At 74.0% G+C, this 14,910-nt stretch carries 14 protein-coding genes; 4 read left to right on the top strand and 10 right to left on the bottom strand.

The window, feature by feature from the left end; genetic code table 11:
* Positions 1-34: 34 nt before the first annotated feature.
* Both ACPU2J_RS33000 and ACPU2J_RS32995 read right to left on the bottom strand, forming a co-directional pair.
* Complete coding sequence (locus ACPU2J_RS33000) at positions 35-1,120, bottom strand: S-(hydroxymethyl)mycothiol dehydrogenase (RefSeq protein ID WP_420078363.1); 1,086 nt, start codon at positions 1,118-1,120, stop codon at positions 35-37.
* Positions 1,121-1,194: 74 nt separating this feature from the next.
* Positions 1,195-2,148 carry a LysR family transcriptional regulator gene (locus tag ACPU2J_RS32995; protein WP_420078364.1) on the bottom strand — a complete coding sequence of 318 codons (954 nt, stop codon included), beginning with the start codon at positions 2,146-2,148 and terminating at the stop codon, positions 1,195-1,197.
* Positions 2,149-2,219: 71 nt separating this feature from the next.
* Here ACPU2J_RS32995 and ACPU2J_RS32990 point away from each other — a divergent pair, with 71 nt between their 5' ends.
* Together ACPU2J_RS32990 and ACPU2J_RS32985 are read left to right on the top strand one after the other, a co-directional pair.
* Positions 2,220-3,185: a dihydrodipicolinate synthase family protein gene (locus tag ACPU2J_RS32990; protein ID WP_420078365.1), complete on the top strand. Its 966-nt coding sequence runs from the start codon at positions 2,220-2,222 to the stop codon at positions 3,183-3,185.
* 336 nt (positions 3,186-3,521) lie between these two features.
* A complete protein-coding gene (locus ACPU2J_RS32985) occupies positions 3,522-4,250 on the top strand; it encodes a transglycosylase SLT domain-containing protein (protein ID WP_420078366.1) in 729 nt (242 codons plus the stop codon).
* Here the strand turns inward: ACPU2J_RS32985 and ACPU2J_RS32980 are convergent.
* From ACPU2J_RS32980 to ACPU2J_RS32955, 6 genes are all read right to left on the bottom strand, one after another.
* Positions 4,234-5,160 (bottom strand): phytoene/squalene synthase family protein, encoded by a 927-nt coding sequence (locus ACPU2J_RS32980; protein ID WP_420078367.1) that lies wholly within the window; start codon positions 5,158-5,160, stop codon positions 4,234-4,236. The genes ACPU2J_RS32985 and ACPU2J_RS32980 overlap by 17 nt on opposite strands.
* A gap of 61 nt (positions 5,161-5,221) precedes the next feature.
* Complete coding sequence (locus tag ACPU2J_RS32975; RefSeq protein ID WP_423834691.1) at positions 5,222-6,934, bottom strand: serine/threonine-protein kinase; 1,713 nt, start codon at positions 6,932-6,934, stop codon at positions 5,222-5,224.
* A gap of 27 nt (positions 6,935-6,961) precedes the next feature.
* A complete protein-coding gene (locus ACPU2J_RS32970; RefSeq protein WP_423834690.1) occupies positions 6,962-8,587 on the bottom strand; it encodes a peptide-N4-asparagine amidase in 1,626 nt (541 codons plus the stop codon).
* Positions 8,588-8,709: 122 nt separating this feature from the next.
* Positions 8,710-9,189 (bottom strand): ribonuclease E activity regulator RraA, encoded by a 480-nt coding sequence (gene rraA, locus ACPU2J_RS32965; RefSeq protein ID WP_423834689.1) that lies wholly within the window; start codon positions 9,187-9,189, stop codon positions 8,710-8,712.
* A gap of 259 nt (positions 9,190-9,448) precedes the next feature.
* Positions 9,449-10,342: a DMT family transporter gene (locus tag ACPU2J_RS32960; RefSeq protein ID WP_423834688.1), complete on the bottom strand. Its 894-nt coding sequence runs from the start codon at positions 10,340-10,342 to the stop codon at positions 9,449-9,451.
* Positions 10,339-11,268, bottom strand: coding sequence for a phosphatase PAP2 family protein (locus ACPU2J_RS32955; protein ID WP_420078372.1), 930 nt, complete (start codon positions 11,266-11,268; stop codon positions 10,339-10,341). The genes ACPU2J_RS32960 and ACPU2J_RS32955 overlap by 4 nt, the downstream gene beginning before the upstream one ends.
* A gap of 151 nt (positions 11,269-11,419) precedes the next feature.
* Here ACPU2J_RS32955 and ACPU2J_RS32950 point away from each other — a divergent pair, with 151 nt between their 5' ends.
* A complete protein-coding gene (locus tag ACPU2J_RS32950; RefSeq protein ID WP_423834687.1) occupies positions 11,420-12,052 on the top strand; it encodes a TetR/AcrR family transcriptional regulator in 633 nt (210 codons plus the stop codon).
* Between the two features lie 163 nt (positions 12,053-12,215).
* On the opposite strand, the gene ACPU2J_RS32945 is transcribed toward ACPU2J_RS32950, so the two are convergent.
* Positions 12,216-12,761 (bottom strand): TerD family protein, encoded by a 546-nt coding sequence (locus tag ACPU2J_RS32945; RefSeq protein WP_420078374.1) that lies wholly within the window; start codon positions 12,759-12,761, stop codon positions 12,216-12,218.
* 506 nt (positions 12,762-13,267) lie between these two features.
* Between ACPU2J_RS32945 and ACPU2J_RS32940 the strand changes: the two genes are divergently transcribed.
* Complete coding sequence (locus ACPU2J_RS32940; RefSeq protein WP_420078375.1) at positions 13,268-14,080, top strand: glutamate ABC transporter substrate-binding protein; 813 nt, start codon at positions 13,268-13,270, stop codon at positions 14,078-14,080.
* An 80-nt stretch (positions 14,081-14,160) separates the two neighbouring features.
* Here ACPU2J_RS32940 and ACPU2J_RS32935 read toward each other — a convergent pair whose 3' ends face one another.
* On the bottom strand, positions 14,161-14,727 hold the full coding sequence (locus ACPU2J_RS32935) for a DJ-1/PfpI family protein (RefSeq protein WP_361602437.1): 567 nt from the start codon (positions 14,725-14,727) through the stop codon (positions 14,161-14,163).
* Between the last annotated feature and the right edge of the window lie 183 nt (positions 14,728-14,910).

Below are 14,910 nucleotides of genomic sequence, written 5' to 3'. Positions count from 1 at the left end.
ACCGTCCGGGCGCCTTCCCGGTGCCCGGACGGTCTCAGAACTCCACGACCGAGCGGAGGACCTCGCCCCGCTCCATCCGCGCGAAGGCCTCCTCGACCCCGTCCAGCGGGATGGTCTCGGAGACGAACGCGTCGAGGTCCAGGCGGCCCTGGAGGTAGAGGTCGATCAGCAGGGGGAAGTCGCGCTCGGGCAGGCAGTCCCCGTACCAGGAGGACTTCAGGGCCCCGCCGCGGCCGAAGACGTCGAGCAGGGGGAGTTCGAGCTTCATCTCCGGGGTGGGCACGCCGACCAGGACCACGGTGCCGGCCAGGTCGCGCGCGTAGAAGGCCTGCCGGTAGGTCTCGGGGCGCCCGACGGCCTCGATGACCACGTCGGCGCCGTTCCCGTCGGTGAGGGCCTGCACGGCCTTGACGACGTCGTCGGTGCGGCCGTTGACCGTGTGCGTGGCTCCCAGGCCGCGTGCCCACTCCAGCTTCCGGTCGTCCAGGTCCACCGCGATGATCTTCGAGGCGCCGGCGAGCCGGGCGCCGGCCACGGCCGCGTTGCCCACTCCCCCGCAGCCGATGACGGCGACGGAGTCGCCGCGGCCGACGTTCCCGGTGTTCAGGGCGGCGCCGAGACCGGCCATCACCCCGCAGCCGAGGAGGCCGGCGGCGGCCGGGGAGGCGGCCGGGTCCACCTTGGTGCACTGGCCCGCGGCGACGAGCGTCTTCTCGGCGAACGCGCCGATGCCGAGCGCCGGCGAGAGCGGAGTGCCGTCCTCCAGGGTCATGGGCTGGGTGGCGTTGTGCGTGGCGAAGCAGTACCAGGGACGGCCGCGCTTGCAGGCGCGACAGGTGCCGCACACCGCACGCCAGTTCAGGACGACGAAGTCGCCGGGTGCCACGGACGTGACGTCCGGGCCGACGGACTCGACGACGCCTGCGGCCTCGTGGCCGAGCAGGAAGGGGAAGTCGTCGTTGATCCCGCCCTCCCGGTAGTGGAGGTCGGTGTGGCAGACCCCGCAGGCCTGCACGCGGACGAGCGCCTCGCCCGGTCCCGGGTCGGGCACGAGGATCGTCGTCGTCTCCACCGGTGCGCCCTTGCTCCGGGCGATGACCCCTCGTACGCGATGCGTCACGTCGTACCCCGCTCTGATTCGATTCGGTCTGGATCACCGAACGTACACGCGCGGGCCCCGGTACGGGAGTTGTGTCACTGCGCGGCGCGCGACCCGGCCAGATCCGGCGGTACGGCGGCGCGAAGTGCCGCGCCGAAGGCCGCCACCGCCGGGTGCGTGCGGGCCCCGCTGCGGAAGGCGAGCCCGGTACGGCGCTGCATGGCCAGCCGGGTGAGGCGTACGGCCGGATCGGCGGGGCCGGTGACCCCGAGCTGCGGTACGACCGCGACGCCCTGACCCGCCGCGACCAGCGCGAGCACGGTCGCGAACTCGTCGACGCGGTGCCGCACCCGCGGGGTGAAGCCGGCGGCCTGGCAGGCCCGTACGGTCATCGTGTGGCAGAGGGTCCCGGGCGTGGCGGTGATCCAGGGCGCGTCGGCGTGGGCCCGCAGGACGGGACCCTGCCCGGAGGGCTCACCGGAGTCGGAGTCGGAGTCGGAGTCGGCAGGAGGGTCACCGGCCGGGACCGCCAGGTACATCGCCTCCCCGTACAGCGGCTCGGTGGTCAGTCCCGGCTCGCGGGCGGCCGGGACGAAGTCGTACGTGTGCACCAGGGCCACGTCCAGGTCGCCCGCGCGCAGCGCGTGCGCCACCTCCGCCGGATCGGTCTCCCGGACCATCGGCTCCAGCCCCGGGTGGAGCCGGGCGAGGGCGACCAGGGCGGCCGGGACGATGGCGCGGGTGGCCGTCGGGAAGGCGCCGATCCGCAGGGCGCCGGACAGGCCGCCACGCGCTGCGGCGAGATCGGCGTCGGCCCGCTCCAGGCGTTCCAGGACGGCTTCGGCGTGCAGGACCAGGTTCTGCCCGGCCGGCGTGAGCCGGACCCGGCGGCCGGTGCGCTCCAGGAGGGGAAGGCCGGCCTCCCGCTCCAGCACGCCGAGCTGCTGGGAGACCGCCGAAGGGCTGAAGGCGAGGGCCTCGGCCACGGCGGCGATGGTGCCGCGGCGGGCGAGTTCGCGCAGCAGGCGCAGGCGTCGTACGTCGAGCATCGGCTCAGCTTACGCATCGGGTAAGAAAGGCGAACTGGATTCACGGCTCGGGACGGGCGAGGCTCGTCGGCATGGCACAGGACATCGCAGAGACCCTCCCGTTGCACGGGATCCACGTACCGCTCGTCACCCCCTTCGACCGCCGCGGGGAGATCGCCGCCGAGGCCCTGGAGGCACTGGCACACGAGGTGCTCGACGCCGGGGCGGCCGGGATCGTCGCCCTGGGCACCACCGGGGAGGCGGCCTGTCTCGACGAGGCGGAGCGCGACCTCGTCACGGACGTCTGCGCCCGGGTCTGCCGGGAACGGGGGGCCCGGCTGACCGTCGGCGCCGGGGCCTCCGGGACCCGTGCGGCCGAGGCGGCGCTCATCCGGCTGACGCGCCGGCCGCAGGCGGGGGCCGCCCTGGTGACCGTGCCGTCGTTCGTGCGGCCGTCGGCGGCGGGGGTGCTGGCGCACTTCAGGCGCCTGGTGGAGGTCAGTCCCGTGCCGCTGATCGTCTATCACATCCCGTACCGCACCGGGCAGCCGCTCGACGCGGCGGCGCTGCGGGCGCTGGGCGGCCTGGCCGGGGTGGCCGGGGTGAAGCTCGCGGCGGGCGGCATCGACCAGGAGGTCGTGGACCTGCTCGGTGACCCGCCCGCCGGGTTCGCGGTGCTGGCCGGCGACGACGTGTACGCGTCCCCGATGCTGGCGCTGGGGGCGCAGGGCGCCGTCCTGGCATCCGCCCACCTGGCGACGGAGCGGTTCGTGGAGCTGGAGGCGTCCTGGCGGGCGGGCGAGGTGGTGCGGGCCCGCGCGCTGGGGCACGGGCTGGCCCGGCTGTCGGCGGCGGCGTTCGCCGAGCCCAGTCCGGCCGTGATCAAGGCCGTGCTCCACGCGCAGGGCCGCATTCCGACCCCGGACGTACGGCTCCCGCTACTGCCGGCCTCGCCTGCGGCCGTAGGGACGGCGCTGGAGCGGCTGGCGGAACTCCCGGCACCGGAGGCGCGGGCGTCCCATTTCCCCGCCGGAAAGAGCCCGTCATGGGCGATTTGACACCTACGCACGGCTCGCCCGAATGAGGCCGCCGGAGACCGGACTTGCCCCTATTGACCCCGGGGCCCCCCGCCCGTGATGTCAGTCACGCCCGACATGTCAACATCATTTCTCCCGAGAGGCCGATTTCCTTTCCCCGGAAAGGAAATCGGCCTTTCCTCACACCTTTCTTCAAGGTCATTACCGGGGGTTCCGGCGAGTTGTCGATCTATACCCGGAATTCGGGCCTTGTTCCTTCCGGCGGGGCTCACCTACGGTCACCTCGTTCCTGGCGGCGAGCTCCCCCGTACGGCCGCCTCCGGGGCTCTCCCGTCCCCCCACGTGAGGAATTCCGCCATGCCCGCAAAGGGAAAGCACCGTCGGCCGAAGCAGAACCCGATCACCCGCAGGCTGGCCCTGGCCGGCACCGGCGGCGCGGCCCTCACGCTCCCGCTGATCAGCGCGACCGGCGCCGGAGCGGTGGAGACCGTCAAGGCCCCCGCCGCACTCGCCCCCGCGGTCTCGAAGGCGCCGGCCGCACTCGCAGCGACCACGGCCAAGGCTCCCACCACGTATTCCGTGGTCTCCGGCGACACCCTTTCGCAGATCGCCGCCACGCATTCCGTGAGCGGCGGATGGCAGCAGCTCTACGAGGCGAACCGCGGAGTCGTCGGCGACAACCCCTCGGTGATCCGCCCCGGCACCAAGCTGAGCCTGGGCACCCAGGCGAAGGCGGCCGCGGCCCCCCGCACGGCGACCGCCTACCCGAACAATCTCGACGGCTGGATCCGCGAGTCCCTCTCCGTCATGGCGAAGCACGGAATTCCCGGGTCGTACAACGGAATTCACCGCAACGTGATGCGCGAGTCCTCGGGCAACCCGAAGGCGATCAACCTCTGGGACATCAACGCCCGCAACGGAATCCCCTCCAAGGGCCTGCTCCAGGTGATCGACCCCACCTTCAAGGCCTACCACGTGCCCGGCACGTCGACGGATTCCTACGACCCCGTCGCCAACATCACGGCCGCCTGCAACTACGCGGCCGCCCGATACGGGTCGATCGACAACGTCAACGGTCCGTACTAGCCGACGGGTCCCGCCGGCTGCGGACCGCGCGCAGCAGGATGCGCAGGGGCGCGACCGCCCCGTAGCCGACGTCCTGGCGCAGGGCGTCCGCGCCGGCCCGTTCCACGGCGGACAGCTGGTGCGCCATCAGGTCGGCCATGGTGGCGACCACGGGGCGCAGGCCCGGCACGGCGAGGTCGAGGAGGCCGTGGGTGGCGTCGAGGGCCGTGCGCGCGCGCCGGGCCTCGTCGGCGAGGAGGGCCCGTACGGCAGGGGTGTCACGGGCCGCCTCCAGGTCGGCCCGGGTCACCCCGTGCTCGGCCAGCCGGGCGCGCGGGAGGCAGAGGCGGCCTTCGGCGAGGTCCCCGTGGAGGTCGGCGAGGAAGTCGACGCGCTGGGCCGCGTCGACGAACCGCCTCCAGCCCGCGGCCTGTTCGGGGTCGGGGCCGCCCTGGTACTGGAGGCCGGTGAAGACCAGTACCCCGGGCCAGGCGTAGGCGTCGAGGTAGGCCTGGAAGTCCTCCTCGTCGCCGAAGCCGTCGAAGCCGGCCTCGGCGGTGGCAGCGCCCTCCAGGAAGCGGGACACCCAGTGTGCGGGGAGGCCACGGGTGTCCACCGCGTGGGCGTAGGCGCGCAGCACGGGGTCGGGGCTGTCACCGGTCTTCAGGGCCGCCCCGACCTCGTCCGTCAACGCGGCGAGCCCGTCGGCCCGTTCCCGCGGGGTGCCGGTCTCGGCCACGTCGTCGACGAGGTTCATGAAGGCGAGGCCCGCGGCGAGGGCGGGTACCAGGGGCGGCGCCGCCAGCAGTCGCAGCGCGAGGTAGGGCGCCGACTCGCGGCGCAGCACCCGGCGGGCGGCCTGCGTGTAGTCGTCCCGCAGCCGGGGTCCGGATATGCCGGCCGCCGTGAGGGTGCTGCGCCAACTGGGCATGGTGGTGTGCTCCTCTGGATACGCGGGTGCGGAGGGGGCGGCGCGGCCGGGCGCGCGCGGTTCAGGTGGCGACGACCTTCCGCAGCTTGCCGTCGATGCCCCACAGGACGTAGCCGCCGCGGCCGTACTCGTCGCTGAGGTAGGTCCTGATGGAGGGGACCTGGTCCATCATCCAGGGGTCGATGATGACGTGGCGCGACGTGGGCTTCTCGACCTTCAGGTCCTTCTTGGACTGTTCCAGCAGGCCGGGCAGGGCGTCCCAGTTGACGGTCGACATGTCGATGAGCGGTTCCCCCTCGTCGACCGTGCCGTCCGGGCCGGTGCGGGAGGCGGCCCCGTCGCGGTACTGCCAGGAGTCGACGGTCTCGGCACCCGCGGCGGTGGGGATCGAGGCGAGGATGTAGCCGTCGTAGAGGGTCATGTCGACGAAGGTGGTCGTCCCGGTCTGCTTCTTGAACGCCTCCAGGGCCGTGCGCACGCCCTCGGGCGTCATCGTGGCGGCCCGGGACCCCGCGTCCTTGGGGGTGCTCGCCTTCACGGCGGGTGCCGACGCCCCGCCTCCGGCCGGGGTGGCGGAAGCCGCCGTGGTGGGGCGGATCGTGCCGCCCTTCGCCTCGTCGTCGCCGGACCCGCCGTCCGGGAGCAGCCGGACGACACCGACGGCGGAGGCCACGAGGACGGCGGCGAGGACCGCGCCGAGCAGGACGGGGCGCTTGCGGCGGGCGGCGCCGGGGGCGACGTCCACCGGGGTGGTGGCGGGCACCGCGTACGGGGACCCGCCCGGGGCGTACGGCGGCGGGGTGGCCGGCGCGTACGGTCCGAACTGCCCGTACGGGCCCGCGGCGGACGGGGACGGGACGGGCGCCGCGGGCGGGACGGGCGCGTGCGCCGGCCCGGCAGCGGAGGAGGAGCCGGAGCCGGAGCCGAGAGCGGTGCCCGCCTCGCGGAGCAGCTGTTCCAGCTGCTCCCCGTCGGGCCGCACGGCCGGGTCCCGCACGAGCAGCCGTTCCAGTACGGGCCCCAGCGCGCCGGACCGCACCGGTGCGGGGATCGGCTCGTCGAGGACGGCCACGACCGTGGCCAGGCTGGTGGCGCGGCGCAGCGGGCTTACGCCCTCCGCGGCGACGTAGAGCAGCATGCCGAGCGACCACAGGTCGGAGGCGGCCAGTCCCTCCTCGCCGCGGACGCGTTCGGGCGCGATGTACTCGGGGGAACCGATCAGGACGCCCGTCGCCGTGAGGCCCGTGGAGTCGTGCAGCGCGGCGATGCCGAAGTCGGTGAGGACCGCGGACCCGTCGGGGCGCAGCAGCACGTTGGCCGGCTTCACGTCGCGGTGCAGGACGCCTTCGGCGTGTGCGGCGCGCAGCGCGGACAGCACGTCCAGGCCCAGGCGCACCACCTCCGCCGGCGGCAGCGGGCCCGATTCCAGCTTGTCGTGCAGGGAGCCGCCCTTGACCATCTCCATGACGATCCACGGGTGGCCGTCGGCGCCCTCGGCCGGTTCGACGATGTGGTGGATGGTCACGACGTGCGGGTGGGCGAGGCGGGCGAGGGCACGGGCCTCGCGGACGGCGCGCTCGCGCATCTGGTCGGCCAGCCCGGGCTGGGCGGCGGCGGTCGCCGGATCCGGCGGTCGCACCTCCTTGAGGGCCACCTCGCGGTGCAGGGCGATGTCCCTGGCCCGCCATACCGTTCCCATACCGCCGCTGCCCAGGGGCGCCACCAGTTCGAAGCGCCCGTCGATCAGCTGTCTGCCGGCCTCACTCGTGTCCATGGCGGATCATCGTAGGCGCCCGCACCGTCAGCAGTGGCGCCGGTCCGCCGTCACGGTGCCCTGGGCGGTCTCCACCGTGCGGTCGTAGCACCCGCCGGGTGCCTCCGACCCGTACAGGCGGTGGCGGACGGACGTGGTGCCGACCGCGTGCCGCTGGTCGCGCGGGACGTTCGCGGTGTAGGTGGCGTCCCCCGTGTACCGGTCGTCGAGGCGGCCTGCGGCGACGGTCCGGCCCCCGCGCAGGGTGACGGTGTCGGCCCGGTCGCCGAGCGAGATCACCGTGCGCAGCCGGTCGCCGGCGCCGAGGGTGGTCTCGCCGTCCATCGTGTACGTACGGGCGGTACGGGTGGTCACCGGGCCGTGCGTGACGCTCTCCTCGTCGGTCCAGACGGCGTCCAGCGCGTCGCTGTTCTCGCCGTCGGTCCAGCGGTGCACGGAGGTGTGGTGCACGGAGCGGGTGACGGTGGTGGCGACGCGGCCGTGCGAGGTGTCGAGGTGGCCGGCGACGGTCAGCCGGTGGGCGCCCTCGGTGTCCACCCGGTGCGGGACTCCCGGGGTGGCGGGCGTCCAGTGGGAACGGCCGGTCGGTGCCTCCTCCTCGTGCCGGGTCAGGGCGCCGGTGACGACGGCGCGGCCCTCGTCCTGCCACAGCAGCAGGTTGGCGGGGGTGCTCCAGCCGCTGCTCCCGGCCGGCACCCCGGCCACGGTGACCTCGACGCGGTGCGGGCGGCCGTCGTTGAGGAGGGCGGCGTAGGGGGTGAGGTCGTAGAGGACGGGCCGGACGTCGAAGGCACGCGGGCCGGGGGTGACGTACCAGAGGAAGGGGTTGGACCAGCCGCCCGTCCAGACGGTGGGGAAGGGTGCCGCGATGCCGGCGAGGCGTCCGTCGACCGTGATGCGCACCTCGCGGTGGGGGCCGCCGTCGGCCGTGCAGGAGTACGGGGCGCCCGCCGGGGTGGTCAGGTACCAGTACTCCTCACAGCCGCCGCCGGAGCCGGTGGCGTACACCTCGGCCAGCAGTCGCTCGGTGTTGCGCGGGGTGGTGACCGACGGGGAGGTCAGGGGCAGGACGCGGTCGGGGGTGTCGGGGGCGGTGAAGCGGCCCTCGGCGGCGTGGAAGGTCAGGGTCACCGTGACGTCGATGACACCGGTGTAGGTGTCGTCGACGACGTTCCCGATGAGCATCTCGACGGGCTGCGGGCGGGCGAGGGTGTCCCGGTAGCGCGTGACGTCCTTCTCCACGGACCAGGTGATGCCGTCGGGCGAGGGCTGCGGGGTGGAGGTGCGCAGGATCTCGACCCCGCCGACGGAGACGTGGCCGAGACGGTCGTACTGACGGCCCTTGACCTTGCCGTCGAGGCGGAGCACCACCTTCGCCCAGCGGCCGGTGCCGCAGCCGGCGGGTGGGGCGTACGCACCCCGGTAGGGGGTGAAGTCGCGGAACTGCGCCGCTGCGAGGGTCACCCGGCAGGACCGGGTCGGAGGTGTCCCGACGGGCGGGGCGGCGGTGAGGGGGTCGTGCCAGTCGGTGCCGAACTCGGCGGGCGGCGGGTCCTGCGCGGGCCGGGCGTGCGCGGTCCCCGCGGCGGCCAGGGCGCCCGCGGCCAGCGCGATCGCGCCGAGCAGGCCGGTGATCCTGTGGCGTCGTGTCATGGAGCGGCAGTGAAACGCGGCCGCCGGGCGGAGGCCAGGGCCGGGTGGCGGCCCTGGCCTGTTCTCGCCGCCACCGGGCCCGGCCTGCCGGCCGCCCGCCGGGGTGTCGGGCCGCCGGGCCGTCAGCCGCGGACGAGCACCACGCCGTCGTCGTCCGCGTGGAGGGTGTCACCGGGACGGAAGGTGAGGTCGCCGATGGTGACCTCTTCGTCGACGGCGCCCGCTCCGGTCTTGCCGCTCTTGCGGGGGACGGTGCCCAGGGCCTGGATGCCGAGGTCCAGGGCGCCGAGGGCGACGCTGTCGCGGACGGAGCCATTGATGACGAGGCCCGCCCAGCCGTTGCGTTCGGCGGCGCCCGCGATGAGGTCGCCGACCAGGGCGGTGCGCGGCGAGCCGCCGCCGTCGACGACGAGGACGGCGCCGTCGCCGGGGGTGTGGAGGAGTTCGCGCAGCAGGGCGTTGTCCTCGCGGCAGCGGACCGTCCGCACGGGACCGGCGAAGAGGCGGCGGCCGCCGAACTGGCGGAAGGCCGTGGCGCAGATGCCGAGCGCTTCGCCGTGCTCGTCGTAGAGGTCGGCGGTCGGGACGGGGGTGACGCTCATCGGGATACCGGCTTTCTCGCTGCTCGTTGCTGGCTGTCGGACGTCGCGCCTGTGCGGCCAGCCTAGGGCGTGCTCCCCCGGCCCGGCCCAGCCCGGCCGGGGTGGGGGGCCGGGGGCCGCCCCCTGGCCGAGACCGTGACGGCCGCGACGGCCGCGATCGGCCGGAGGGCGACGGAAGGGCCCGCGTCGGGCCGAGAACAGGCGAAGGGGCGGGCGGGCGGAGGAGCCGCCCACCCGGACCGGCCGGGCCGACGGGCCGTCACACCGTCGCGTGGGTGCGCGGGAGGGTGCGTTCCGCCGGCACCTGCGGCGGTGCGGGGAAGCCGGCCGCGGGGGCGGGCATGCGGGTCAGCAGGACCACCCCGCGGGCCGCGAGGGCGGCTCCGGCCCCCGCCAGGACCAGTCCGGCGGTCCCGCCCTGGAGGCGTTCGCCCAGGAGTACGGCGCCGATGACGGCGGCGGCGAGGGGGTTGGCGAGGTTCACCACGGCGAGCGGGGCGCCGAGCCCGCCGCCCCGGTAGGCCCGCTGCGACAGGAGCATCCCGCCGACGGCGAACACCACGACGAGCAGGGCCACGCACAGGACCCGCGGGTCGGCCGCAGACCCGCCGCGGCCCGCCGCCACGGCGACGGTCTGGGTCAGGGCGGAGGCGACGGCCGAGGCCAGGCCGGAGGCGGTCGCGTGGCGCAGGCCCGAGCCCGGGTCCCGGACGGCGGTCAGGGCGAGGACGACGGCCGTCGTGGCGCCGGAGACGGCCAGGGCCTCGGCGAGGGTGAGGGTGTCGGCGGGGGCCGGGCCGGAGGCGGGGAGCAGGAGCAGGCCGAGCCCGGCGACGGTGGCCAGGGTGCCCCGCCATTCGGTAGCGGCGACCCGGCGTCCGGCCCGCCGCGCTCCCATGGGGACGGCGGCGACCAGGGTGAGGGCGCCGAGCGGCTGCACGAGGGTCAGCGGCCCGTACCGCAGAGCGGCCGCGTGGAGGAGCGCCGCGGCCGTGTTCAGCCCGGCCGACCACCACCAGGCCCCGGAGGCCATCAGCGTTCCGGCGCTGCGCGCCACCCCGGCGCGCGCGAGGCGCTCCTGGGCGACGGCGGCTGCCGCGTAGGTGACGGCCGAGGCGAGGCACAGGCCCACGGCGAGGGCGGTGTCGTTCACTTCCCGGCCCCTACGGCGGTGGGACCGGCCGGGCTCGTACGGGGGGACGGCACGGGCACGGCGGCCTCCGGGCCGGTGCCGGGCACGGCGGTGGTGGCGGCGTCCGGATCCGTTCCGGGCCCGGCGGCGGCGTCCGCCCGCGGGCGGTCGTCCGCGGCGGGCCCCTCCGGCCGCGGCCGCGGGACCAGCAGCAGGGCGACGGCGAGCAGGACGGCGGCGACGACCGCGTCGAGCCAGTAGTGGTTGGCCGTGCCGACGATGACCAGCAGGGTCACCAGGGGGTGCAGCAGCCACAGCAGGCGCAGCCGGGAGCGGGCCTTCGCCGACCCGGGAGCGGGCCTGGTCGCCACGATCACGCCGATCGCGAGCATCAGCGCCCAGCCGAAGTGCAGGGAGGGCATGGCGGCGAACTGGTTGGCCAGGGTGTCCGCGTCCGGTGCCGCGTGGTAGACGGTGGGGCCGTAGACCTGTCCGGTGTCGATCAGTCCCGCGGTGGCGAGCATCCGAGGGGGCGCGAGCGGATAGGCGAGGTGGAGGACCAGCGCGGCCGCGGTCAGCACGGCGAGCACGCGGCGGGTCCACAGGTAGTGGCCCGGGCGGCGGACGTAGAGCCAGATCAGGAAGAGGGCGGTCGCGGGGAAATGGACGGCCGCGTAGTAGGTGTTCGCGGTGGTCACGAGGGCGTCCCCGTGCAGCAGCAGTCGCTGTACCACGCCTTCGCCGGGCAGGTGCAGCACCCGCTCGGCGTCCCATATTCGCTCCGCGTTGCGGAAGGCGTCGTCGGTGCGGCCGGTGGAGAGCAGCCGCCCGGCCTTGTAGACGGTGAAGAAGCCCGCGACGAGCAGCAGCTCGCGCAGGAGGCGACGGCGAGCGGCTCTGGCTCCGTCTCCGCCCGCCGTCCCGGCAGGCCTGGTGTGCGAGGTCATCCCCCGGTCTCTCTTCCTGTTGCGCGCACTGCGACACGCCAGTGTATCGATACATCGGCGTATCGATACGCTCGTGTACCGATACGGTCGCGTCTCCCGTACACTTTCCGTGGAACCCGCCGTCGAGACGCCCCGAGGAGAGCCGCATCCCATGACGTCGACGCCGCCCCCCGCGCGCCGCTCCAAGATCACCCCGGAGCGGGAGCAGGAGTTCTACGACGCCGTCCTGGAGCAGCTCCGCGACCACGGCTACGAGGCCCTGACGATGGAGGGCGTCGCCGCCCGGGCGAGCTGCGGCAAGTCCACGCTCTACCGGCAGTGGCGGACCAAGCCGCGGCTGGTCGCCGCCGCACTGCGCGCGGGGCGCCGGGGCACCCTCGCCGCCGTGGACACCGGGAGCCTCGCGGGCGACCTGCGCGAGGCCGCCCGGATCGCCGCCGGCACCTCGGGCCGTGACACCCGGCTCACGCAGGCCCTCGGACACGCGGTGCTCAGTGACGAGGAGCTGCAGGCCGCCCTGCGCGAGGCGCTCGTCGAACCGGAACTGGCCGCCTTCGACGCGATGGTCGGCCGGGCGGTCGCGCGCGGCGAGATCGCGGCGGACCATCCCGCCGTGGAGTTCCTGCCGGCCCAGCTGATGGGCGTGCTCCGGATCCGTCCGGTGCTGGAAGGGCGCTACGCGGACGCCGACTACCTGATCCGGTTCGTGGAGGCGGTCATGCTCCCGGCCCTGGGTCTCGCTCCCGCCCGCCCCGCCGGGACGGCGGCCGGACAGGCCCCCTGAACCGGCCGGCCGTCGTCCCGGTGACCGGACGGCGGCCGGCCCGCGCTGCCTCGTGGGGACGGCGGCAGCGCGCCACCCGGACCGGGCGGCGGCCACGCGTGCGACTGGCCGCCGCCCGGTCTGCGCGGTCGCACGACGACCGAGCCGGCACCGCGGACCTCATTCAGCGGACCCCGCCCATGGCCCGGGTGAACTCCTCGGGATCGGCCTCGAAGCCCTCCAGCCGCAGGCCGAAGGACCAGGCGCCCGACCCGTCGCGGGTGAACTCAGCCACCGTGGCGGCCGTGGCGTCCGCCACCGGCGAGAAGTCCCCCTGGGCGAGGTCGACGTGCCCCTCGCGGATCCGGAAGCCCGTGCCGGCGATGTCAGCGAAGGTCTTCGCGCCGTCCGCGCCCGCTCCGCCGCCGGTGTGCTGGATGACCACGCCGACCACCACGCGGCCCAGGTCCGGGGCCATCCGGTGCAGCTCGACGGTCATGACCTCGTCGAAGCCGAAACCCTGCCCGGTGTGGCTGTCCCGGTTCAGGGTGATGGTCCCGTCGGACGACCGGCTGCCGAAGTGCACCAGCTGGCGCGGGACGCCGTGCGGGTCCACGGCGGCGTAGACCGCGGCGACGATGTCCAGGTCGTTCGCGGGAGTGCCCGCGGGGCTGGGGTCCCACCGCAGCGCGACCTCCACCTTGCCCAGCCCCTTGCGTACGCCGTTCACCGAACTCCCCCTTCGTTTACGGGCATTGCCCGCCCATGATTCCACGTCCGCGCCGTCGCGGGCCGAACGCCCTTGCGTTCCCGGCCAGTCGGGCGGCGACCCGCCGCAGCGACACCGGCCCCGGGCACGGGGCCCGTCCGGCGCGGGAGTGCCCGTGGGAGGGCTCAGGGAGGACCCGAGCCCGATGCTCGGGGATCCGGGCGGGCACGGCGACCGGAAGCTTCGATTCCGCGCCTTTGCATCCGATAAAGGCGAGTTTCACACCATTCATCCCGACCAGGCGCTACCTCGCACCACTTTTCACTGTTCTGAGCCGGATGCACCGAAGGATCTCCGGTCTGGCCGGATCGTTATCCTCAAGTTCTGCTCAAATCTAGTGACGCTGCGCCCGCGGGCTTCCTAGCTTCCTCGTACACATGTATCCCGACGTCACGTACGTTCCCGCGGTTCCACACGCCCGGCGATCCCGATGACGCGTTCCGCGTTCCCCCAGGAAAGAGTGCAACATGAAGGTTCCCCAGGCCGGTGCGGTCGCCGCAGTGATCGTTCTCGCCCTGACCGCCACCGGCTGCACCGGTGATGACGAGGACAAGGGGACCCTCTCCGTCGGGATCAAGTTCGACCAGCCGGGCATCGGAATGCGCGAGGCCGACGGCACCTTCTCCGGCTTCGACGTGGACGTCGCCACCTACATCGCCAAGGAGCTCGGCTACAAGGCCGACCAGATCGAGTTCAAGCAGGTCTACAGCAACGACCGCGAGCTGCTCCTGCAGTACAACGAGGTCCGGTTCGTCGCCGCGAGCTACTCGATCAACGACAAGCGCAAGGAGAAGGTCGACTTCGCCGGCCCCTACTTCGTCGCCCACCAGGACCTGATGACGCGTGCCGACGACACGTCCATCAACAAGGCCGAGGACCTCAACTCGAAGAGCCTTTGTTCGGTGACGGGCTCCACCTCCGCCGAGAATCTGAAGAAGAACCTCGCGCCCAAGGCCTCCCTGCTGGAGCTCGGCAGCTACTCGGACTGCGTCGTCGCGCTCCAGGAGAGCCGGGTCGACGCGATGACCACCGACAACTCGATCCTCGCCGGGTACGCCGCGCGCAAGGGCAACGAGGGCAAGTTCAAGCTGACGGGCCAGACCCTCAGCAACGAGAACTACGGCATCGGCGTCAAGAAGGGCGAGAAGGAGCTCCAGGGCCAGATCAACGACGCCCTGCGCAAGATGGTCAAGGACGGCAGCTGGGAGGCCGCCGTGAAGAAGAACTTCGGCCCGAACTACAAGTACGAGCCGGCTCCGGCGGTCGCCGCGGTCAACTGACCCGGCCGTCCGCCGGTGGCCGTGGACCCGGATGACGGGACCGCGGCCACCGGCGCGTCCGCGCGGCGCGGACCGGCCCGTCAGACCACCGGCGCCTTGCCGCGCAGCACGGTCAGGAACTCGCGCATCCAGCGCGAGTGGTCGGGCCAGGCCCGGGCCGACACCAGGGTGCCGTCGACGACGGTCTCGGAGTCCTCGAACTCGGCCCCGGCCGCCTTCATGTCCGGTTCCAGCGCCGGGTACGCGGTCACCCTGCGGCCGCCCAGCCCGCCGGCGGCCGCGGTGATCAGCGGGCCGTGGCAGATCTGCGCGATCGGCTTGTCGGACTCGGCGAAGGCGGCGAGGATGCGCCGCACCTCCGGGTCGTTGCGCAGGTACTCGGGCGCCCGGCCGCCGGGCACGACGAGGGCCGCGTAGTCCTCGGTGACGACGTCCGCGAAGGCGAGGTCGGCGGGCCAGGTGTAGCCGGGCTTCTCGGTGTAGGTGTCGTAGCCGTCCTCGAAGTCGTGGACCACGAACCGCAGCTTCTTCACCCGCGGCGCCGCGATGTGGACCTCGTAGCCCTCCTCGCGCAGGCGCTGGTACGGATACAGGACCTCCAGCGACTCGGCGGCGTCTCCGGTCACGATGAGGATCTTCACTGCCACGGGCTGCTCCCAACAGGGCTGTTCACGGTCGGAGGGGCCCCACCGGGGCCACCGCTACCCTGCCCGCGGCGATCGGGCGGCACACACCAAGCTCCCCCGTTCCGGACACGCGGTTTTCACCTGATGGGCACATGTCAATGTGAACCTGGCTCTGCCACCCGACACCCCGCCCATTCCCCAGGC

The organism is Streptomyces manipurensis, from assembly GCF_049570255.1.
Classification (GTDB): Bacteria; Actinomycetota; Actinomycetes; order Streptomycetales; family Streptomycetaceae; genus Streptomyces; species Streptomyces manipurensis.
This window is presented reverse-complemented; position numbering and strand designations above follow the sequence as displayed.